Source organism: Levilactobacillus enshiensis, from assembly GCF_007115095.1.
Lineage (GTDB): Bacteria > Bacillota > Bacilli > Lactobacillales > Lactobacillaceae > Levilactobacillus > Levilactobacillus enshiensis.
In genome coordinates, this window is the sequence record NZ_SULH01000004.1 from 200,750 (window position 1) to 222,799 (window position 22,050).

The 22,050-nt window shown below is 50.0% G+C and carries 21 protein-coding genes; 15 read left to right on the top strand and 6 right to left on the bottom strand.

The window, feature by feature from the left end; all coding sequences use genetic code 11:
* The first annotated feature begins 126 nt into the window (after positions 1–126).
* Positions 127–660, top strand: a complete 534-nt coding sequence (locus FAY32_RS05870) for a hypothetical protein (RefSeq protein ID WP_143462521.1) — start codon at positions 127–129, stop codon at positions 658–660.
* A gap of 51 nt (positions 661–711) precedes the next feature.
* Here the strand turns inward: FAY32_RS05870 and FAY32_RS05875 are convergent, their stop codons facing one another.
* Positions 712–1,050, bottom strand: a complete 339-nt coding sequence (locus tag FAY32_RS05875) for an ArsR/SmtB family transcription factor (protein ID WP_125686714.1) — start codon at positions 1,048–1,050, stop codon at positions 712–714.
* 70 nt (positions 1,051–1,120) lie between these two features.
* Here FAY32_RS05875 and FAY32_RS05880 point away from each other — a divergent pair, with 70 nt between their 5' ends.
* Positions 1,121–1,726: a CadD family cadmium resistance transporter gene (locus FAY32_RS05880; protein ID WP_143462522.1), complete on the top strand. Its 606-nt coding sequence runs from the start codon at positions 1,121–1,123 to the stop codon at positions 1,724–1,726.
* 47 nt (positions 1,727–1,773) lie between these two features.
* Here the strand turns inward: FAY32_RS05880 and FAY32_RS05885 are convergent, their stop codons facing one another.
* Positions 1,774–2,787 (bottom strand): YeiH family protein, encoded by a 1,014-nt coding sequence (locus FAY32_RS05885; protein ID WP_191988151.1) that lies wholly within the window; start codon positions 2,785–2,787, stop codon positions 1,774–1,776.
* Between the two features lie 160 nt (positions 2,788–2,947).
* On the opposite strand from FAY32_RS05885, the gene FAY32_RS05890 reads away from it, so the two are divergent.
* Positions 2,948–3,826, top strand: a complete 879-nt coding sequence (locus tag FAY32_RS05890) for a LysR family transcriptional regulator (protein WP_225428297.1) — start codon at positions 2,948–2,950, stop codon at positions 3,824–3,826.
* Positions 3,827–4,419: 593 nt separating this feature from the next.
* Entirely contained in the window at positions 4,420–5,619 is a 1,200-nt protein-coding gene (locus tag FAY32_RS05900) for an MFS transporter (protein WP_143462525.1), read from the top strand.
* Between the two features lie 104 nt (positions 5,620–5,723).
* Here FAY32_RS05900 and FAY32_RS05905 read toward each other — a convergent pair whose 3' ends face one another.
* Complete coding sequence (locus tag FAY32_RS05905; RefSeq protein WP_143462526.1) at positions 5,724–6,122, bottom strand: hypothetical protein; 399 nt, start codon at positions 6,120–6,122, stop codon at positions 5,724–5,726.
* 741 nt (positions 6,123–6,863) lie between these two features.
* On the opposite strand from FAY32_RS05905, the gene FAY32_RS05910 reads away from it, so the two are divergent.
* The 3 genes from FAY32_RS05910 (at position 6,864) to FAY32_RS05920 (ending at position 10,035) form a co-directional block, all read left to right on the top strand.
* Positions 6,864–7,724 carry an AraC family transcriptional regulator gene (locus tag FAY32_RS05910; protein ID WP_143462527.1) on the top strand — a complete coding sequence of 287 codons (861 nt, stop codon included), beginning with the start codon at positions 6,864–6,866 and terminating at the stop codon, positions 7,722–7,724.
* A 133-nt stretch (positions 7,725–7,857) separates the two neighbouring features.
* Entirely contained in the window at positions 7,858–9,489 is a 1,632-nt protein-coding gene (locus FAY32_RS05915; RefSeq protein ID WP_143462528.1) for an ABC-F family ATP-binding cassette domain-containing protein, read from the top strand.
* Between the two features lie 261 nt (positions 9,490–9,750).
* A complete protein-coding gene (locus tag FAY32_RS05920) occupies positions 9,751–10,035 on the top strand; it encodes a type II toxin-antitoxin system RelB/DinJ family antitoxin (RefSeq protein ID WP_143462529.1) in 285 nt (94 codons plus the stop codon).
* A 76-nt stretch (positions 10,036–10,111) separates the two neighbouring features.
* Here FAY32_RS05920 and FAY32_RS05925 read toward each other — a convergent pair whose 3' ends face one another.
* Positions 10,112–10,699, bottom strand: coding sequence for a hypothetical protein (locus FAY32_RS05925; protein WP_143462530.1), 588 nt, complete (start codon positions 10,697–10,699; stop codon positions 10,112–10,114).
* A 586-nt stretch (positions 10,700–11,285) separates the two neighbouring features.
* Positions 11,286–12,227, bottom strand: a complete 942-nt coding sequence (locus FAY32_RS05930; RefSeq protein ID WP_143462531.1) for a nucleoside hydrolase — start codon at positions 12,225–12,227, stop codon at positions 11,286–11,288.
* Positions 12,228–12,412: 185 nt separating this feature from the next.
* On the opposite strand from FAY32_RS05930, the gene FAY32_RS05935 reads away from it, so the two are divergent.
* Together FAY32_RS05935 and FAY32_RS05940 are read left to right on the top strand one after the other, a co-directional pair.
* Positions 12,413–12,631 (top strand): hypothetical protein, encoded by a 219-nt coding sequence (locus tag FAY32_RS05935; protein WP_143462532.1) that lies wholly within the window; start codon positions 12,413–12,415, stop codon positions 12,629–12,631.
* A 109-nt stretch (positions 12,632–12,740) separates the two neighbouring features.
* Positions 12,741–13,523: an alpha/beta fold hydrolase gene (locus FAY32_RS05940; RefSeq protein WP_143462533.1), complete on the top strand. Its 783-nt coding sequence runs from the start codon at positions 12,741–12,743 to the stop codon at positions 13,521–13,523.
* Between the two features lie 68 nt (positions 13,524–13,591).
* On the opposite strand, the gene FAY32_RS05945 is transcribed toward FAY32_RS05940, so the two are convergent.
* Complete coding sequence (locus FAY32_RS05945; RefSeq protein WP_143462534.1) at positions 13,592–14,545, bottom strand: sugar-binding transcriptional regulator; 954 nt, start codon at positions 14,543–14,545, stop codon at positions 13,592–13,594.
* A 589-nt stretch (positions 14,546–15,134) separates the two neighbouring features.
* Here FAY32_RS05945 and FAY32_RS05950 point away from each other — a divergent pair.
* The 6 genes from FAY32_RS05950 to citF all read left to right on the top strand — a co-directional run bounded on the left by FAY32_RS05950 (position 15,135) and on the right by citF (position 21,680).
* Positions 15,135–16,277 (top strand): NAD(P)-dependent malic enzyme, encoded by a 1,143-nt coding sequence (locus FAY32_RS05950; RefSeq protein ID WP_143462535.1) that lies wholly within the window; start codon positions 15,135–15,137, stop codon positions 16,275–16,277.
* A 27-nt stretch (positions 16,278–16,304) separates the two neighbouring features.
* Positions 16,305–17,285 (top strand): AEC family transporter, encoded by a 981-nt coding sequence (locus FAY32_RS05955; RefSeq protein ID WP_143462536.1) that lies wholly within the window; start codon positions 16,305–16,307, stop codon positions 17,283–17,285.
* A 599-nt stretch (positions 17,286–17,884) separates the two neighbouring features.
* On the top strand, positions 17,885–18,955 hold the full coding sequence (gene citC / locus FAY32_RS05960; protein WP_143462579.1) for a [citrate (pro-3S)-lyase] ligase: 1,071 nt from the start codon (positions 17,885–17,887) through the stop codon (positions 18,953–18,955).
* Positions 18,945–19,238 (top strand): citrate lyase acyl carrier protein, encoded by a 294-nt coding sequence (gene citD, locus FAY32_RS05965; protein ID WP_143462537.1) that lies wholly within the window; start codon positions 18,945–18,947, stop codon positions 19,236–19,238. The genes citC and citD overlap by 11 nt, the downstream gene beginning before the upstream one ends.
* Positions 19,238–20,152 (top strand): citrate (pro-3S)-lyase subunit beta, encoded by a 915-nt coding sequence (gene citE, locus FAY32_RS05970; protein ID WP_143462538.1) that lies wholly within the window; start codon positions 19,238–19,240, stop codon positions 20,150–20,152. Before citD ends, citE begins: the two co-directional genes overlap by 1 nt.
* The gene (gene citF / locus FAY32_RS05975) at positions 20,142–21,680 is read left to right on the top strand and encodes a citrate lyase subunit alpha (protein WP_143462539.1); all 1,539 of its coding nucleotides are present in this window, start codon (positions 20,142–20,144) and stop codon (positions 21,678–21,680) included. Before citE ends, citF begins: the two co-directional genes overlap by 11 nt.
* Positions 21,681–22,050 lie beyond the last annotated feature (370 nt).

Consider the following 22,050-nt stretch of genomic DNA (forward strand, 5'->3'; position numbering starts at 1 on the left):
ATTCAACGCAGTTAGACAGTAGTACCAGTAACAACGGGTCATTGGTGAATATAATATTGATTGAAAACAATTGTTGATACATAATATACTGTGTGTCAACAATATAGTTTTTCGGGAGGAATACATATGAAGCTAAGACGTCGTGGGATGTTACTGTTGTTAGTTCTATCACTTGTTTTAGGCTTAGGGATGGCCGCAACCACATCAAATCAAACGGCTTATGCCAAAGCTAGATATACGATGAAAACATTCCCTAAGAGTATTCGGGGAACTTGGTATAGCTATCAATATCACAAGATGTATCGGATTAAGATTACCGCTAAGAAAATGACGGGAACTGATTTTACTAGTCGCCTTCATTCGCGAAAAGTGACGGCTTATCCTAAGTCGGGTGCCAAAATGAAGCATCCATCTTGGGTAACGGCTCGCATGATGACGGTGGATCATGAACATTGGGTCAACGTCATGGGCTGGTACCAAACGGCTGGCGATGGGGAGTCCTACCGTCAAGTTAATCACAAAATCGGTGGTCAACGGCACCGTATTCTACAAACGGCCAGTGGTGCTGGGTTTTGGACGGATTCGCATGGTTATCAAAGTAAACACTTGGCTAAAAAATATGCGAACCACTACTTTAAAGGCGAAAGAATAAACAATTAAGTCAAAGTTCACTAAAAAAGGCGGTCCCGGAAGTAACTTCCGAGCCGTCTTTTAATGGCCATGCGTTTTGCCACGGAGCACGTGGTCCACGTGGGCCAGGGTTTCATTGACGATGTCTAAGATGTGCGGGTCGTCCAGCTGATAGATGCTTTGTTTGCCCACGCGATTGGCTGTGACCAGCTGTTCTTTCTTCAAGAGGGCCAGCTGATGTGACACGACCGACTGTTCCACTTGCAATAGGTCGCTGAGTTCGCTCACGTTGAGTTCTCGCTGTTCCAGGAGGTACAGAATCTGTAAACGCGTAGTGTTACTGAGTAACTTGAAAATGTCTTGTGAGGCATCTAGCGCTGGTTTTTGAATGAGTTTGACTAAATTTGGTGAATCCGCCATTTGAGGGTTGCTCCTTTCATATGAACATGTTAACATATGTTATGGATAACATACATAGGGAGGTGGGCACATGTTAAAGACGATTTTAACGGGAGTCACGGCCTACATTTCAACCGGGCTCGACTACCTAGTTATTTTAATGGTAATCTTCGGCCGCGTAAAGCACCAAGACCGTTGGGTGGTCCTAATCGGGGACTTTTTAGGGACTATCGTGTTGGTTGGAAGTTCGCTCGCCATCGCGTTCTTCTTGGGTTTCGTTCCCGCACCATGGCTCCTGGGATTACTGGGGCTGATTCCAATTTATCTGGGAATTAAGTTGTGGGTCCAAGGCGACGATGACGATCAAGACGCGATTGCTGGCAAGGTCAGCGACCCCAAGAGCCTCATCATCAGTGTGGCCTTGATCACGATGGCCACGTGTGGTGCGGATAACGTTGGCATCTACGTGCCGTTATTTACTACGGTAGCCCCAAGCAGTATCCCACTGATTTTACTGACGTTTGCCGTCATGGTCGTCATCTTCTGGGAGCTGGGCTATCGGTTGGCCTGCTTGCCCAAGGTGGCAGAGGTCTTGGAAAAGCAAGGACGTTACATTACCGTTGCCGTTTATATTTTGATTGGCTTATACATTATCTGGGATAATGGCACGGTTCAACATTTACTGCAATTGGGGTAAGCAAAAGGTCTGCGATGGCTGTCGCAGACCTTTTTAAATGGCATATTTTAGAAGAATAATTTACTAGCAATCGTCACACCCGTCATCAGGACCACGGAGGACAAGGTTGCGGCGAGAAAGGCGTTGCCACCCCGCTGGAAAATGACGCGGAAGTTGACGCTCATGCCCAGAGCGGCCATGGCCATCCCGAGGAAGATGTAGGCTAATTTAACCAAACCGGCCAATGCGGCGGTTCCCAGTGGCAACCACGTGCCAATCACACTGGTTAACAGGAAGCCAGCCATGAACCAAGGAATTGGCAGCTTCGTGTGGCCTTCGGATGCAGCAGCTGTGGTGGTTTGGCGTTGGTACCACCAGCCAATAATCAGCGCTGCCGGGGCTAATAAGAGGACCCGTGAGAGCTTTGTGATAATGGCCGTGTCCAAGCTGACTGGACCGCCGGCGCTACCAGCGGCAACGGCGTGCGCGATTTCATGGAGCGAGCCCCCGGTCATGACACCGAATTGGACTGCCGTTAAATGGAGGAGGGGTTTCAACCCAATTTCAATCAGGGTGAAGACCGTTCCTAAGATCGCGACGATGGCGACGGCCAACACTTCGTTTTCACGTTGCCGTTCGGCCTTGTCGGGACTCACTTTGATCTGGGGTGAAACGCCCATCACCGCGGCGGCACCACAGATGCTGGTCCCAGTTGCCGTTAAGATGGCGAGGTCGCGTTCGACCCCTAGCTTACGACTCAAATTGTAGGTCAACAGGACCATTCCCGTGACCACGACGGCGGCCAGGGTAATGGTTTTGACCCCAGCTTGTGCGAGTTGAATCAAGTTCAATTTGAAACCTAAAAGAATAATGCCTAAACGTAAAAATTTATTACTAATGAAGCCGATGCCTTCCCGATTCGCGTTGACCGCGCGGGGCGCTAATTGGCAAGCCATTCCCAGCAATAGGGCGATGACCAAGGCCCCCACCAGGTTCAAATAGGGTAGCTGGGCGAGTTCACTTCCGGCGACCGCGCAAACCAAGGCCAGAGCAGCTGCCCCCCAGAAACTCCGCGTCACCATCGTTGTTCGAATATCCAAATCAATCTCCTCCTCAATGATGCGGCTTCACGATGTGAGTCGCATCAAAAAAATCAATAGCCTTAGTTTACCTGAAACGGATTATAAGTTAAAATTGGTATATTTAATAACGCTATAAATTTTACTTATCAAGGAGGTCACAATGATGTTGGATGCTCGGTATCATACCTTTTATGTCCTGTCGCAGACTAAGTCCTATACGGAAACGGCACGGCAATTGTTCATCACCCAACCCGCCGTTTCCCAGCAGATCAAGGGATTGGAGGTCGACTTGGGCGTGCAATTGGTTCGGTATCAACGCCCACAGCTGACCATTACCCCGGCTGGCGTGGAGCTGGCAGCGTTCATTCAGCGCGTTCAGGTGCAAGCGGATAAGCTGGTGGGGACGCTCCGTCATCCGCAAGCCGCCCAACAGGTCACGTTTAGTACGACCCTGTCACTGAGTGAGTTTTTAGCCCCGCAGTTGATTCAGCGGTTACAACAAGATTATCGGCAAATCACCTGTCAGGTGACCAACACGCAAGCAGCCTTGACGGCGATTGACGAAGGGACCAGTGATTTCGCACTGATCGAGGGGAACTTCGACAAGTCCCGCTATGACTATGAGATTGTCCGGCAGGAACCTTTCGTAGCCGTGGTTGCTGCTGACCAGCCCTTAGCACAGCGACAGACGGTGACTTGGGCCGACCTGACAACGTTGCCGCTGATTGTCAGGGAAGAAGGGTCAGGGAGTCGTGAAATTCTAGTGAACCTGGCGCAGGCGGCCAACGTGACGCTAGCGGAGTTCCCCCAACTCCTGACGGTCAACAATCCGGCGGCCATTCGCCAACTCTTATTGCGCGGCGTGGGCGTCAGCTTTCTCTACCGTTTGGTGGTCGCCGATGAATTGGCGGCTGGCAAGCTGAAGGTTCTGCAACTGCCAGCGGGTCATCTCCGCCACGACCTGGATTTGGTCTATGCCCGCGACAGCTTCTATACGGCTGCTTACCGGCAATGGGCACGTGAATTGCGTGGCCGGTAACTAAAGTGGGGTAAACATTAATTTTTTTGCGGCGCATGAATTGGTCAATAAGCGGGTCCAAAAATCAACGAATTGATTTTTGGACCCGCTTATTATTTTTATTAAAAAAAGGTTTGTTCACAGCTACTCTGACTCGTTGCTGGAGAGGATGGCACTAATTATGAGAACTAAGCTCATCAAGAATTCAGTAAGATTCAAGAACCATTGAATGCCAGAGAGGCTATCAGAGGATTGATTACCGGGAATGAGAAGAGGAGCCGACGAAATGAAGAAAAAAAGTCCTAACCAAAAGTTACCTTTTTGAAGAAAAGCAAATCTATTTTTACGCTTCATCAGGTCACCTGCAATTTCTTTTGTGCTTAGATTATAGGCTAAAAACCAAGAAAGTATACAGACAAGAGCCTGTGAAAGCCACTTAGTTTTGATAGGGAGATGCGCCAAAATAGCAACATCGAGCACTCACCACCAGGATAGCTTGCCCTGTGATTTAAAAACTCCTATAAATCGTTGAGCATAGAATTAGACAAACACCATTAAATATTGTTAGAATGGTAACATTGCTGTTAAAAATCTATGAGAAGGGGTGAGCCATCGTGACGAAAAAAACGAAACGGGCCATTTTTATCTTAATATTTAGTGAATTTTTAGTGTGTTTGGGAATTAGTTTGATCATTCCAGTTATGCCATTCTTGAAAACCGAGCTGCATCTGTCAGCGACCGATATGGGGATTATGAACGCCCTGTTTGCTTTCGCGCAATTCGTCGCGTCACCCCTCATTGGGCGGCTGTCCGATAAGATTGGGCGGAAGCCAGTCCTGACGGCGGGGCTGATTTTATACATGGTCTCCGAAGTGCTGTTCGCGTTGACCAACTACCTGTGGGTCTTCGATATTTCCCGGTTGATCGGTGGGTTATCCGCCGCCATGGTCGTGCCAACCGCCATGGCCTTAGCTTCCGATATTACGACGAAGCGCCAACGGGCCAGAGTCATTGGCTGGTTGTCTGCAGCGTTTAGTGGTGGGCTGATCTTGGGCCCTGGTATTGGGGGCATTCTGGCCGGTATCAGTTACAAGACGCCATTTTGGGTCGCGGGTGCGTTGGGCCTGATCAGTGCCGTGGTCCTGATTGCGCTCCTGCCCAACGATGCCGAAGAGAACCGTATCGTGGAAAATGGACCGGACGAGGACGCCAAGCCGGCCGCGCATCCAATGACGCGGGCATTCTGGACGGTGCCAATCATCATCCTGTTTACCATGATCCTTGTCTCCTCATTTGGCCTGCAAGGGTTTGAAAGTATCTACAGTATCTACGTCAACGAGGTGTTCCACTTTAGCCTGAGCAACATTGCGTTAGTGCTGACCCTGAACGGATTGATTTCATTATTTCTGCAAGTGGCCATGTTCGACACGTTGGTCAGCAAGTTTGGAGAACGACGCGTGATTCGCATCTGTTTCTTCCTGGCAGCCATCTGTACGATTTGGATTACGCAGGCGCACACAAAGTTAGAAGTGATGGTGGCCACGTTGATCATCTTCTCTGCATTTGACCTGTTACGGCCAGCCATTACGACACTGCTGACGAAGGCCAGTGAGGCCAATCAAGGCCTGATCAACGGCTTGAACATGTCGTTGACCAGCATTGGAAACATTGTCGGGCCCATCATGTCCGGGATGTTGCTAGACTGGAACACTCACTACCCCTACTTAGTGGTGGCGGTCTTCCTCATTGTGTCCTACCTGATGGCGTTTATGTTGAAACGACCGGATACGATGCAAAAACAATCAGTCGAATAGAAAATTAGCGCGTGTGGATGCACGCAATACTCTGGGGAATTTTTCCAGAGCATAAAAAGGTGAGGCCCCAACGAATTTGTCGGAGAATCTCACCTTTTTTGTGCTTACTTTTTATAATGGGCGATTACATCAGGATTCGCCGTGAACTTGCCAAAGACCGTGATCGTCTTGAGGGCTGCAAATAGAGTCGTGGTGTTGGTCACGCCTAATAGATTGAGTTTGCCGATGACGATTAAGGTACTGCGCTCACCATTTTTCAGACGCTTCTGAATGTCGGCGTCCGTGTACGTGTAACTGCCGACCAGGGTCTCTAATGAATTACTGTGTGTTGTCGGTTGAATCGTTGCTTGAATGACGGCCTGATTTTCGTCAAGTTCTTTACGAATCGCCTCGTGCAAAAAGTCTGTACGGGACGTGAACGCGCCTTGTTTGACTAGCAGATCAATATAGCCAACATCGACGGGGGAGATGTTGGCAGAAATTTTTGATTGCGATTCGTTCATAAGTCCAGACTCCCTTTAAGATGGAATACGCTGAGCATACGGCGGAACCTCTAAAAAGTAAACTGATAATCAGGTCACTTGGCAAACAAAAAAACAGCCAGACAGACTTGTCTAGCTGCTCCCCCCAAAAGCCCTCGATGGCCATGTGAATCTCAGGTAACGTTAGCCGTGGTGACGCTGACTTTCTTCCCCAAAAGAAAACAGTGATCACAGACAGGTTTAAGTTACCTCTGTTAGTTGGAAGTGATCGGTCATTCAGTCGATCCCCAATCGACCAAAACCGTTACGGGTCAAATAAATCACGATAGTGCCGGGTTACGGCCCCGGCCAGCTAAAGCTGTTGGTCACACCGATAACTTCCCCAAGTTGCGGTATGCCAACGAGGACGGTCGATAGATCGATGGGAACGATTTAAGGGCTATATCCTTTTGCCCCCATCGGGATGTTACAAGTACATTATATCGGGGATGACACATTTCTATAATCCCGCAATATAATGATTGGATTACTAAATTTAACCATGTTGATACTAGACGTGGTATGCTATTAACAAATGAGTGATTAAATTGGTCTAGTTAACTTACAGTAAGTAAATAAGCGCTGACGGTGTTGGGGATGGCACGTAGAAAAGGATGCGTTTCGAGATGATCTGCTTTAATATAGAAGAAAATGAATGCGTTAACAATTAGTCGGGTTAAAAAAGAGTAAGTAGATGGGCATCAAATTTAAGGGGGAACTGATATGCCACGGCCGTATCATGAACGATTGAATTTTATGACAGAACTACCACTACGCGTGATCTCACATGGCACAGTGGGGCCTAAGATGGTTCTGCCACACTGGCACCAAGCCGTCGAGTTGGCGTACGCGTTTAAGGGCCGTCCGGGCACCGTCCACATTGGCGGATCGACCTATGAAATGGCGGAACAACACCTATACGTGGTCAACTCGGAAGTGGTTCACAGTTATGAGACGTTTTTGGATGAGGACAATCAAATTGTAACGCTTCTGCTGCCGGCTGCCTGGGTTCGAAACGTGGTTGCCAGTGAACAGTTACCGGTCTGGGGACCATTGGACTTGGACTTGCGTGCGGAGCCCTACCATGAGCTGGGTCAGTTTGTGCACACGTTAGCGACCAATGCCGTTACCGAGCCGACCGAACGGGCCGATTACTTGGCGAGTCTGGGGGCCGAATATCAATTGGTCGGCCAACTCTTGAAACATTTGACCGTTAATGGGCGGGTCACCAGCGATCAATTGCCGCTACCACATTCGCTGCGGCAAGCGGTCACCATGATTCAGGAAAATTATAGTCAGCCGGTCTCGATTGCGGACATGGCCACTGAATTGAATTATTCCAGTGTGTATTTTTCCCGGTACTTCAAAGAATACATGGGGGTCTCGCCCAAGGCTTATCTGGGTCAAATTCGACTCGAACGGGCGACACAGTTATTGATGACGTCGCAGGACTCGATTCAAAAAATTGCGCTGCGGACCGGGTTTCGTACGGAAAAAAACTTCTTTGTGACCTTCAAGCAGCATTTTCAGATGACCCCCAAGACGTATCGCGAACGTTATGCAGCCCAACAGACGTGGTCGTAGCGTAAACGTTGCTTGTTCTTATTTTTTATGGTAAACTACCGTAACATGTCAACTAACGAATAGAATTGTAGAAGCCAACGTTGCCGTGACTAGACACGTTGGTTTTTTACGCGAAAACAGGAGGGTATCGTTCATGTTAACCGTCAATAATGTCAGTATGCAGTTCTCCGACCGGAAGCTCTACGACGAAGTTAATCTCAAGTTCACCCCAGGAAACTGCTACGGGGTCATTGGCGCTAACGGCGCTGGGAAGTCAACGTTCCTGAAGATCATCGAAGGCAAATTAAAGCCAACGTCGGGGAACGTCTCCATGGGGCCGAACGAGCGGATGTCTAGCTTGAACCAAGATCACTTTGCCTTTGAAGACAACTTGGTCATGGACACGGTCATCCAGGGACACAAGAAGTTATACGATATCATGACTGAAAAGAACGCCATTTACATGAAGGCCGACTTTAGCGACGCAGATGGGATTCGGGCCGCTGAACTGGAAGGTGAATTTGGTGAAATGGGCGGTTGGGAAGCCGAGGCCGAAGCGAGTCAAATGTTACAGGCTTTAGGCATCGACGAGTCACTCCACCAAGTGCCCATGAGTGAATTGACCGAACCTCAAAAGGTGAAGGTCCTCTTGGGCCAAGCTTTGTTTGGTCATCCCGATGTGCTGCTCTTGGACGAACCGACCAACGGGTTGGATGTCCAATCCATTAGCTGGCTGGAAAACTTCTTGGCCGACTACGAAAACACCGTTATCGTGGTTTCCCATGACCGGCATTTCTTGAACCAGGTCTGCACGCACATGTGCGATGTCGACTTTGGGAAGATTACGCTGTTTGTTGGGAACTACGATTTCTGGATGGAATCTAGCGAATTGGCGGCCCAATTGAAGGCCAACGCCAACGCCAAGAAGGCCGACCAGATTAAGCAACTCCAAGAATTCGTGGCGCGATTCAGTGCCAACGCGTCGAAGTCGAAGCAGGCCACGTCGCGGAAGAAGCAATTGGAAAAGATTACGTTGGATGACATCAAGCCATCTTCCCGGAAGTACCCCTTCATCAAGTTCAATCCAGAACGCGAATTGGGGAACGACCTGGTGCGCTTGGAGCACGTCTCCAAGGCTATCGATGGCGTGACGATTCTAAATGACGTCAGCATGACGTTACGACCAGGCGAAAAGATCGCCTTTATCAGCCGTAATGACGTGACGACCACGACACTGATGCGGGTCATCTCCGGGGAACTCGAGCCAGACAGCGGCAACGTGGTTTGGGGGCAAACGACCAGCACGACTTATCTGCCGAAGAACGTTAACGACTACTTTGCCGAAAACCAGATGACGGTGATCGACTGGTTACGTCAGTTCGCATCCAAGGAAGAAAGCGACAATACTTTCTTGCGGGGCTTCTTAGGAAAGATGCTCTTCTCTGGGGATGACGTGAACCGGGAAGTCGATGTGATGTCTGGGGGCGAAAAGGTTCGTGCCATGCTGTCTAAGATGATGTTGAGTAAGGCCAACGTTCTGTTATTGGATGATCCGACGAATCACTTGGACTTGGAATCCATCACGGCATTGAACGACAGCCTAGTTGGCTTTACCGGTAGCATCCTCTTCACGTCTCATGATCACGAGTTCATCCAAACGATCGCCAACCGGATCATTGAAGTGACGCCTAAGGGCATCGTTGATCGGGCCGATACGACCTACGACGAATTCTTGGGTCACAAAGAGGTTCAGGAACAGGTTGCGGCGTTGTACGACGCAGAATAATAGAATAGATCGTTCAGACGATGGTTTTTCTCGCCTTGCCGGTTGCGGTGAGGGAGCAAAACCATCGTTTTTTGATGATTAGAAATGCGAGGTGCAATTAAACAAGCCTCTGAAATTTAGCGCTAGTTGCCATTTGTCTGGGAAAAGATTTAACCTCTTAATTGCCGCAACGCCTAAAACGATAAGGGTTGTCTTGCCCTATGAGGCCATGCTATGGTTGGGGCGCAGGTGAAGGATAGGGTTTGATGAAGGAGACTAATCATGAAAAACACGAATGATTCAGCTAATCAATCGGAGCACCTAGACATTACCATTGACGCGGATCTCAAACGAGCTGTGACTGAGGTATACCAACAGTACGGGATGAGTCTGACAACGGCGATTCATTTATTTTTGCAGCAGTCGGTGACCGATCACGACTTACCGTTTGACCTTGAATTGAGTAAGGAGCAACTTCAGGCTGAACTTGCTCGTGAGAAGGCAACTGGTGATACGGAGTCGCTGGCTGCAGTTGAGGCGTTGTGGCAGGACTGGAAGGAACTTTAAATTAGTGTGAACGAAAAGACAATCCGTGGACCCCGTGAAGGTGATCTGCGGGTTGCCTTTTTTAGTTGGCAATCGCTCACTCAGCTAGTTTGGAAGCGACGATCAGAACCCCAACCAAGAGAGCTAAGGTCGTTACAAATAAGGTTAAGCCGAAGATGCTAGGACTGAAAGTAGCGGTCACGAGGCAGCCAATGCCGACGACGAGCGTGAGTCTAGCGGCCAACAAGTTAACGCGCCGTTGATTCTGGGGACTTAATGTGATGAAGGCGCTTAGTCGGACACCGATAATGGGATTCCTAGGAACGTAGGCTGTCAGTAAAGCGAGACCAATAAAAATGAGGCCCGTATCAACTTTAGGCATTGCCAACTGCTTAGCCGTGAAGAGTTGGGGATAGGCAATCAATGTGATGGTGAAGAGTGAAAAGAAACAAAGCAGATCTGGGGGAAGTTGCGTTTTTAAGCGATCGGGAAGGTGGTTCGCCATCGCTGAAATCACTAAAATTAAGACCAAGATAGCCGTAAAAATAAGAAGAACCAAGGTTTTCAGGTCATTGAAACTAACCGTAAACAAGCGGGTCTGTTTAAGCCAGGCAACACCTAACAGAACACCGCTGATTACTTGAACGGTTCGAAGACTGAGCTGTTTGGGTAGCGGGATGATCATGAGGATCACTTCTTTTCATCATTGGAAATTTCACTCAGTATAGAAGGGGATTGGCCACTTGACAACCGGAATGCATTTAAAATGTGATGTTGGGATAAATCATTTTATGATAGTGCAGGCAGCGACGAGATTGTCGCTTTACCGTGCGCTCAGTTTAGTGTGTTTCCGGTAAAGGTTGAACAGGTATTAGCCACCAGCTGATAATGGTGATGCAATCACTTAGATAGTCCGAAAAGTATTACCGGCGTCACAGCTACTATCTTGGTTCTGTTTTAGCAACTAGGGTTCATCAAAATATAATTGAAACAACGGTTGGCTACTAAGGAATTTAGCACGCGTTTAAGTAGCCGTGAGTGAGTCAAATTTGAATCCAGCCGTGGGATTTTTCAAGTGGTCTGCTTGAAAAATGGCGTCTTTGAGACGGTGATTTTCTGGCTCAAAGCGAGGGCAAAGACCGTTCCTCAGGCTTTGGCCGTCCTCCCCACCGCGTTCCGATTCAAATTTGGCGAACGGTAAGGCGGCAGATAGATGACACCATCTTTACATATAAAAAGGAGCGGCTATTCACCACTCCTTGCTGATGGGTTTAGTTGTCCGCCAAAATGGCGAGTTCGTCGATTCGTTTGAAGAAAGCGTCATGGTCGACTGTAGTGACCAGCGTCACAGGGCGGCCGTCGGGAATTTCAAAGGTCCGGCCACGACCGGGGCCCGTGGTTAAGACGTCACTCGTGACTTCTTTGGTCGTCACCACGGCTGGGGATTCGCTGGCAACGGTTGCCAAGACGTCCCACAGGAAGTAAGTCGAGTTGGTCTCGAAGTGTTGGAGTGCTGGAACCAACGCATACCCTTGACCAATGAAGTCAAGCGCTGGATGTTGCCGTTGCAGTGCCCAGTGTTGCCGAATCGCTGGCGTCAATGGCACTTGGCGAGTACTTTCCAAGCCAACCATTTGAATGGCAATATCGCTATCCCAGACCGTTTTAACGGCTTGGGGATCCCAAAATGCGTTCCATTCAGTCGTCCCATCCTGTTCGGGTTCCGCAACGTTGCCCCGGCCGTCGAAGGTACCGCCCATCCAGTAGAGCTTGTCGATCTTTTCCGTGATGGTCGGGTCAACTTCCAGTGCGCGGGCTAAGTCCGTTAAAGGCCCCGTCATGACCAACGTCGTCTTACCGGCAGTTGCTTGGACCTTGTCGATCAAGTCAAGGTGAGCAGGCTTGGAAGCAACGGGGGTGGTGATGGTGCCGGCCTCATTTAAGATAGGCAGGGCGTCAAGGCTAAAGGCGTCTAACCGCCATTCTTTAGGAAAGGGGTGTACACCGCGAGAATTCGATGCCGCAACGTTCAATTGGGCGCCGTGACCGAAGCGGTCGATAATCTTGCGACTTGCGGCCAGCGCTGGTTCCAAGTAGGAATCGGCACCAATCACGCCCACCCCAGTCAGGGTGACATCTGGCATTTGCAGTAATAACAGTAAGGAAACTAAATCGTCGACGCTACCGTCGTGGTTAAAATAGACATTTCGCATGGCTTTAATCTCTCCTCTTATTACGAACATTATAAAAACGAACCCGTTCGATAGTTCTTATATTAACGAACTGCCTGTGGGAATGCAAGGGGTCAGTTGAACGATTTTAGCCGCGGTTAAGAAAACTTTCGTATACTGGTTAACAGGTTAATGAGCCATTCATTAATGGAAAGGATGACTAAACGATGAAATCAGTAAAGCAAGGATCTAAAAAGTGGCTAGGTGTTCTAGCTGCAGGCGTTATCCTCTTCGCCGGGGGTGGCGGCACGGGCTACATGCTTGGTCAGCAGCAAGCCAAGTCGGCCCAGACGACCCAGATGAAAAAGGCGCCAGCAGGGATGAGTGGCCGGCCAGCTGGGAAGCCAGGTGGGGCGCCAGGACAAAGTAGCAGTAGCAGCAATTAACGAACATTAAATGGTTTTACCTAAATGCAGTTACCAGAACAGTAGCGGGTTGACCCCCACGGCAGTTAGCCGTAAACTAAATGACAATTTGGAAAAGGGGAGTCGACGGATGCAGTTTAAAACAAATGACGGTGTGACCATCAGCTATGACGATGAGGGGACCGGCACGCCCATCGTGATTCTAACCGGAATCGGTGGCAGTCGTGTCATCTGGTCGGCCCAGGTGCCCCGCTTAGTCGCGGCCGGCTACCGGGTCATCAACATGGATGCTCGGAACCAAGGCGCCTCTGCACACACCATCTACGGGCGGAGAATTACCCGGCACGCAATGGATGTGGCGGAGCTGCTCGAACAGTTGAACTTAGATCAGGTTATTTTACTGGGCAATTCACTGGGGGCAGCGACCTTTTTTGCCTACCTCTCCCTCTTCGGTGAACAGCGGGTCAAGGCCGTTATCGACGTTGACCAGAGTCCCAAAATGGTAGCGGAGGAAGGCTGGTCATATGGGTTTAAGGACCTCACTTGGGCTAACTTTCCCGATCTATTGACGGCGCCGTTAGGAAAATCCACTGCAGGACCCATCGACGATGCCGTTTATGCGCAGGTCAAGGCAGCCAGTGCAGCAGCGCCATATGACGCAACGTTGAATGCCCCCTTATTGATCGACCACGCCGCTCAGGATTGGCGCGATGTGTTGCTTCATTTGCACGCACCGCTCCTCATCGTGGCTGGCCAAGAATCACCGTACTTTGACAGCGACTTTGCGGCGGTCAGTGCGGGGATGGCGCACAACGGGACGGCAAAAGTGGTCCCCCATGCCGGCCACGTGGTCATGGCGGAACAGCCGGCGGCCTTCAATCAGATTTTGTTTGACTTTTTACGGACCATTTAAAAGTATGGTCAAAAAGACAGCAGGTGAGTTTCCCAATGGAAACTCACCTGCTGTCTTTTTGTGGTCACTTAAACTTCTTTAGCCGCCGTTAAAATCCGTTGGGCGATTCCTTCGTCCATCACGAGGTCCGTTAACAATTTTCCACGTAATGCGCCGAGGGCGGCGTAGGTCTTAAACTTGCTCTTGATTACGGCAAAACGTCGGGGCGTGGCCAGCACTTCGTCGAGTGAGATGCCGACGACGGTGTCCCTTTCCGGAATCAAAAAGTTTCCCTGAATGTCGTAGGGCCGACCGAATAGCATGCCCGCAATCTGGGTGGTGTCGACGCCTGGGAAGATCTGTGCCTTGGCAGCTTTCCAAACGGCGATCGAATCGATCGAGGCGATGGTCCCGATGCCACAGAATAACATGTCCATTCGCGAGGCAATGGCCATGGTGCGTTGGAGCGCGGGTTCTTGTGGCAACAAATCGTGAACCGCTTGATTAGTCACGTATAGGGGCGCCGGCAACGTCACGTAGTCGGCTTCAAACCGTGAGGCGGCGTGTTCGACCATCCGGGTGGATCCGGCCCGGGAATTGTATTTCATATTTTCACCGACAAATTGGGTGAAGGTCAGGTCCTCTTGCAATTCGGATTTGAAATGGTCGATGATGGTGTGAACCGTACTGCCCCAAGCCAGGCCGACCACGTGGCTTTCGGTGATCAGTTGTTCGATCCGTTCGGCGGCATAAGCGACGATGTTGCCGGCATTCATGTCGGAGTTGCCATCACCACGCAGAATGGCAACGTGGGGAATGTCGAAGGCTTTCTTAAATTCTGTTTCCAGTTGGAAGTTGCGCGCAACGGGGGCATTGATCTGAATGGAGACAATCCCGGATTGGAGCGCTTCGTCGAGGTCTTTAGTAATGAGATAACGGCTCAGATTATATTTTCGGGCAATGTCCGAGATGGCCAGGTTACCGTAGTAATAATCCTGGGCGATTAATACGAGTTGTTCCTCATGGGTCAGGTTCTTTTCCATACTGCAATCCTCCACTATGGGTTTAGGTTTTGAATGATCAGGTTTGATTGTAACAAGTCAATCTTAATGTGGGGTGGCCCGCCGCGCTGTGGCCGGCAGAAATACGATCTGTCGCGGTCGGGAAGGCCACCAGGTATGCATGACCAAAGGATAGCACTAACCGCGCTTGGTCGCATTCTGAAATCAAGTATACCATTTTAGCAATTAACCTGGCGTGTGAGTTCAATGATGCGTTCACGGGTGGCTGCCTGGTTGGGGAAGTAAAGGAACTAAGGCGGGGGTTTTGGACGCCGCGGAGCTGGGGGACAAGCATAATTTAGCTGGACAGCCTGTGTGCTGGCCGGCTAATTGACGTCAAAGCCGGTGAAAAGGTGGCTAAAAGTTTGCGGTAAGCAATCAAGTATCCGATTACATTTAAAACTTACCGCTATTATTTTAACATTTAAAACTATTCTTTTTAAAAATGTCAAAAAATAAAATAAAAATTTGCAAAATTTAAAATCTGCGAGTAAGATGGGACTTGTTAAAAGTTACACGAGCTATTTAGAAGGTCGAATTTAGAGATTAGCAACAGAAAGGAATGAACCTAATGGACAAGGATGAAATTGTTGAGCTCCATGAGGAAAATACCGGGGTGCTTGAGATTGGTGCTGAGATGGACGTTAAGAACAAGACCGATCTCGGGAAGGCGTACACGCCAGGGGTGGCCCAGATTTCTAAGGCTATCGAACATGATCCCGAATTAAAAGACAAGTTGACCATGAGCGGCAAGTTGGTCGCCGTCGTCACCGATGGGTCAGCCGTCTTAGGCTTAGGGAACATTGGCCCCGCTGGTGGTTTACCAGTCGTTGAAGGCAAAGCGCTTCTATATAAAGACTTAGCTGGTGTCAATGCCTTACCACTGGCCGTGAACCAGGTGCCCGTTGACGATTTCGTCGAGTCTATCAAGAACATTTCCCTCTCATTTGCGGGAATTCACTTGGAGGACATCGCTGCACCACGTTGTTTTGAAATTGAAGAGAAGTTAGCCGCACAATTAGACATTCCAGTCTACCATGATGACCAAGAGGGAACAGCCATCGTCGTTCTCGCTGGCTTGATCAACGCCGCCAAGGTCGTCAACAAGCCATTGCAGGACTTGAAGATCGTGATGAACGGGGTCGGAGCGTCTGGCGTGGCGACCGCGAAGTTACTCAATGGGGTTGGTATCAAGCACATCACCTTGGTTGATATTGACGGGGTCGTTAAGCCAGATTCAACTAGCTACAATGCTTACCAAACTGGTTTGGCTAAGGAAATTGGCCTAAACGTGACTGGCGAGACCTTGGACGATGTGATCGATGATCAAGATGTCTTCATTGGCTTGTCTGATGCTGACGTGCTCTCCGCCGACCAAGTGAAGCGGATGGCCACTGACCCAATCATCTTTGCTTTGGCTAACCCCAAGCCGGAAATCAATCCGCAACTTGCAGCTGATGCCGGTGCCACGGTGATTGCCACGGGTTCTAGTCAATATGCCAACCAAGTCAACAACATCCTGGTCTTCCCTGGGTTATTCAAGGGACTGCTCAGAAGTGGGTTGAAGCGCGTGGACCTCGATATCGAAGCCACTGCTGCTAAGGCGCTTGCCAGTCTTGTTGCCGAACCAACGGCTGACCGAATCGTACCAGGCGTCTTCGATGAAGGTGTTGTTGCAACCGTTACGAAAGCCATTATGGATGCCGCAAAATAATTTGTTGATAAAGGGAGTTTTAGCCTTATGAGTGTTTTCTTGACGTCAATTCAAAGTGTCCTGGCAATCGTCCTCATGATTGCTGTGGGTTATTACGGCCAACAAATGGGTTGGTTCGATGAAAAGTTCTCCGGTTCACTGTCAAAATTAATTATGAAAATTGCATTGCCAGCTTCAATCTTCATGGCAATGATGAAGTTCTTCAATCCAACGAAGTTAGCCACTTTGTCCACTGGAGTCATCTATACGATCATTTCCATCCTGGTGGGTTACCTAGTTGCCTGGGCCTTTGTCCGGGTCGTTAAGGTGCCCCGCGGTCGTCGTGGATTGATGATGACGGCGATTAACGGGGCCAACACCGTGTTCATTGGAATGCCCTTGAACGTGGCCCTGTTTGGTCAAGTGTCTGTTCCTTACCTGCTGACGTATTACATCGTCAACACGGTTATCATTTGGACGCTGGGTGTTTGGGTAATCGCTGGGGATGACCCGACCGTTGACCGTGACGGCGGCAACAAGGCCAGCTTTGACTGGCATCACTTGATTCCAACGCCACTTTGGGGCTTCATCATCTCCCTGCCATTCATTTACATTCCAGGCTGGGAAAATGGGTTGATGAAGTTGACCTTCGCCACCACGGCCTTATCGGACATTGGTGCGCTGGTAACGCCGCTATCATTGATTTATATTGGGATTATGTTGAAGCGCTTTGGGATTCTCAACATGCGCTTCGATGGTAACGTCATCTGCACGCTACTTGGTCGTTTCGTGGTTTCACCAATCATCATGGCCATCATCATCTTCGCTGGCCTACACGTTGGCGTCCACATGGGCAGTGTGTTCCAGCAAACGTTGATTATTCAAGCCGCAACGCCTTCCTTGGCTGTATTGCCAATCTTGGCCAACACATACCATGGTGACGTGAAGTTCGCAACGAACATCGTGGTTTCCACGTCCGTGCTCTTCATCGTCGTTGTGCCAATCATCATGGTGTTACAGAACCTTTAGTTAATAGTGGCTTAGCTACCGCCTATGCCTGCCTCATCAACAACAGTGGCGCTAAACTAGGCAACATAGTGGTTGCGTCGCCTTACCGGTCGGCAGATATGGGCTGGAACGGTGCGAACACAACTTGAAGCCTCGAAAAAGCCGAGTCTCCAAGCTTGGTTTTCTACTAAGCCAGTAAGAAAATTCACTTACTGACTAAGTAGAACGACGCGCCTGAGCCCATATCTGCCGACCTCTCGGCTTACGTTGTGTGCTCAGACAACATTGAGACTATTGTTATTGACTGGACCAAAAACCGTTAAATAACTGTTTTTTTGATAAAGCACAATCAGCGCCGGAGGAGGCCAGGGATGGAGCCGGCCGTGAAGGGGTTGTTAGCTGGTGTTTTTAGCCAGCTTACAACCCGGGCGACTTTGGAGACACGTGGTTTTCGTGGCTTCAAAGCGAGCGAGAAGACTGGGGTTCTTCCAGTCTGAAGCGGCCCCACAGCAGGCGGAATCCCTGGCAGCCGGAGTGCGCCCAGTTTAGCAAGTTTAAAGTTTAGCAAGTTTAAAGTTTAGCAAGTTTAAAAAAGAAAAAGGGAAGAGGGGTGATTGCCCATCGAACAGGCAGTCCAAACGTTGAACTTGAACGACCCAGCCGTCTTCAAGGAATGGCAGGAATTTCTGGAGTCGTTAGGCATTACGAATTTTCAAGCCAACGAGCTCCAGCAGATCGACACCACCTTAGGGATTTATAACGAACGCGGCAATTTGATTGCGACCGGGTCCGTGGCGGGAAACGTCCTGAAGTATGTCGGCGTGTGCAACAAATTTTCCACGCAGGGCAGTCATTTCAATTCCATCGTGTCAGCGCTGATGAACCTGCTGGCACAACGGGGTGTCTTTCACCTCTTCGTCTTCACCAAGGTCAAGTATGCGACTAGCTTTCAGCACGTGGGGTTCCACGAACTAGCGCGTACCGACTTGGGCGTTATCTTGGAAACGGGGGACACGGATGTCAGTGATTACGTTCACCGCGTCGCGCAGGTTGCCGCCGACCGGCAGTTGCCACCGACTGGCAAAGTGGGCGCCATCGTGATGAACGCCAATCCGTTTACTCAGGGTCACCGTTACCTGGTCGAACAGGCCGCTCGTGAAAATGACCTGGTCTACGTCTTCGTGGTCAACGACGATGTGTCGCTGTTCACCACGGCTGAACGGTTAGCCCTGGTCAAGGCGGGAACGCAGGATCTGGCGAACGTGGTCGTGGTTAGTGGTGACCAATACATGGTCAGCTACGTGACATTCCCGGCCTACTTCTTGCCCACGCAAGACGATGCGATTCGTTACCAGACCACGCTGGACGCCCGGCTGTTCCGTGACCAGATAGCGGCAGCGTTACACATCACCACGCGTTATCTGGGCAGTGAACCGTTCTCCCGTACCACAGGGATCTACAACCAGGTCCTACAAACGGAGCTTCCACCGGCCGTAAGCGTTAAGGTCATCGACCGGCAGACCAGTGGCGACACTGTCATTACGGCTACTCAGGTTCGGCGCGCAATCGCGGCTGATCAGTTGGCTACGGTTCGTGACTGGGTCCCCGCGACCACCTATCAATTTATGCAGCAAAACTTAAAGATGTTACAAGCTAGAATTCAGGAAGGAATGAACATTAATGGAAATTAAAAAGACTGCGATTGCCGGAACATTGGAATCTTCCGACATTCAGTTAATGATTTCTCAAGCCGACAGTGGCATTACGATCGACTTGCAATCAGATGTAAAAAAAGTTTTTGGTGATCAAATCGAGGCTGTCATCACGACCACGTTAAAGGCCATGGGTGTCACAGCCGCTAAGGTCAAGGCTGTCGACAAAGGTGCTTTGGACTGTGTCATCAAGGCACGGACAATCGCTGCCGTTCAACGTGCAGCTGAAACGACCGATACACCAGCATGGGAGGTGCTCTAATGGCTGAGAATGAAGAACGTTTACGCCGGACAATGATGTTCGTTCCTGGGAACAACCCCGCAATGGTCAAGGATGCCGGGATTTACGGTGCCGACTCCATCATGTTTGACTTGGAAGATTCCGTCTCCTTACCTGAAAAGGATGCTGCGCGCTTATTGGTCTATGAAGCCTTACAGACGCAAGACTACGGCGATGCTGAAATGGTCGTCCGGGTCAACGGGCAAGACACGCCATTTTACGACAATGACGTGAAGGCCATGGTCAAGGCCGGTATCGATGTGATTCGGTTGCCAAAGGCAGAATCCACTGAAATGGTCCAAAAGCTGGATGCCGACATCGCCGCTGCTGAAAAGCAGTTTGGTCGTGAAGCCGGTTCGACTCACCTGATGGCTGCCATCGAAAGTGCTAAGGGTGTCTTACAGGCGGCGAACATTGCCGCTGCTTCCGACCGGATGATTGGGATTGCCTTGTCCGCCGAAGATTACACAACGGATATGAAGACCCACCGTTACCCAGATGGCCGTGAACTTGAATTTGCGCGGAACATGGTTCTCCATGCCGCACGGGCTGCTGGTGTGGCCGCCTTCGATACGGTCTTCACCAACATGGATGATACGGAAGGCTTCTACCGCGAAACGGAATACATTCACCAACTTGGATTCGATGGGAAGTCCCTGGTCAACCCACGGCAGATTCCAATGGTCAACAAAGTCTACGAACCAACCGAAGCAGAAATCAAGAATGCACGTAACGTGATCAATGCCATTCAAGAAGCCAAATTAAAGGGCTCCGGTGTGATCTCCATGAACGGCCAAATGGTCGACCGGCCAGTCGTGCTCCGGGCACAACGGGTCATGAAGTTAGCGAAAGCATCTAACTTAGTTGATGAGGAGGGTAATTATCTTGAAAAGTAAAGTAAATCGCGAGTTACCAGATGAATTAATGAACCAACTCAATTACAAGCCATTTGAAACGACCGAAATCGGCCATCCTGAAATCCAACGGGTAGCGCCTAAGGTCCACGTTTCAACTGGGGACGACAAGGTTGTCGACTCCATCAAGCAAGTCGTTGTGGACACCGTTAAAGACGGCATGACGATTTCCTTTCATCACCACTTCCGTAACGGGGACTTCGTCTTCAACCAAGTGATGCGGGTCATCATTGACGCCGGTATCAAGAACTTAACGTTGGCGCCATCCTCATTGACGGGTGTTATGAACGATATGGTCATCGAAGCCATCAAGGCCGGGACCATTACCAATATCACCAGTTCTGGGATGCGTGGTTCCCTCGGGGACTTCGTTTCTCACGGTGGTTTGAAGAACCCAGTTATCTTCCGGTCACACGGGAACCGGGCGCGGGCCATCGAACACGGTGACATCAAGATCGACGTGGCCTTCTTAGGAGTGCCAAGTGCCGACCGGTTAGGAAACGCTAACGGGATGGAAGGAAACGCGGTCTTTGGTTCATTGGGTTACGCCCTGATGGATGCCCAATATGCTGACCAAGTGGTCTTACTGACCGACAACATCGTCGACTACCCGAACACGCCAGCTTCCATCAAGCAAACGCAAGTTGACTATGTGGTTAAAGTTGATAAAGTAGGGGACCCGGACAAGATTGGTTCCGGTGCCACTCGTTTCACCAAGGACCCTAAGGAATTGAAGATTGCGTCCATGGTCAACGATGTCATCACCCACTCCCCATACTTTAAGGACGGCTTCTCATTCCAGACCGGTTCCGGTGGTGCAGCTTTGGCCGTTACCCGTTACCTGCGTCAATCCATGATCGACAACCAAATCAAGGCCTCATTTGCCTTAGGTGGGATTACCAAGCCAACGACCGACCTGTTAAATGAAGGCCTGGTCAAGAAGGTCATGGACGTGCAAGACTTCGACAAGGGCGCTGCAGATTCTATGCACACCAACGGTAACCAACAAGAAATCGATGCATCTTGGTATGCCGATCCCGACAACAAGGGGGCCATGGTCGACCAGTTGGACGTTGTCATCTTGAGTGCCCTAGAAATCGACACGAAGTTTAACGTTAACGTCATGACCGGTTCCGATGGTGTCATTCGTGGGGCCATTGGGGGTCACCAAGATGCCGCTACTGGGAAACTGACGATTATTTCCGCCCCATTAGTTCGGGGCCGAATCGCAACCGTTGTGCCAGATGTGACGACCGTTGTAACGCCTGGGGACTCCGTTGATGTCCTGGTCACTGAATTTGGGATTGCCATCAACCCCAAGCGCACCGACCTGATCGCTGTCTTGAGTAACATTCCTGGGCTGCCAGTCTACAAGATCGAAGACCTCCAGAAGATGGCTGAAAAGCGCGTTGGTACGCCAAAGCCATTGGAATTTACTGACCGGACTGTTGCCCTGATCGAATACCGCGATGGGACTGTGATCGACACGGTTAAGGAAGTTAAAGACTAGCCTTGAATTGACACACTGCGGCGGGAATGCTTCAAAGTCACGGAAATCACGTGTCTTCAAGGTCGTTCCATCCCCTGGTCGCCTCTGGTTTAGATTGATTTCCAATGCTACAGGCGGTAAATTCCCCACAATTGGGGGATGACCAGTGTAACTTAGTGTTGCCATGCATTGACTGTGTAAGCCGAGAGGTCGGCAGATATGGGCTCAGGCGCGTCGTTCTACTTAGTTGGCTAGTAGAAAACCAATCTTTAAGACTCGTGTTCTTCGAGGCTTAAAGTTGTGTTCGCGCCGTTCCAGCCCATATCTGCCGGCCGGTAAGGCGAATACATTAACCATATAAATGCGAATAGCCATTGCGGCTGGCGACTTG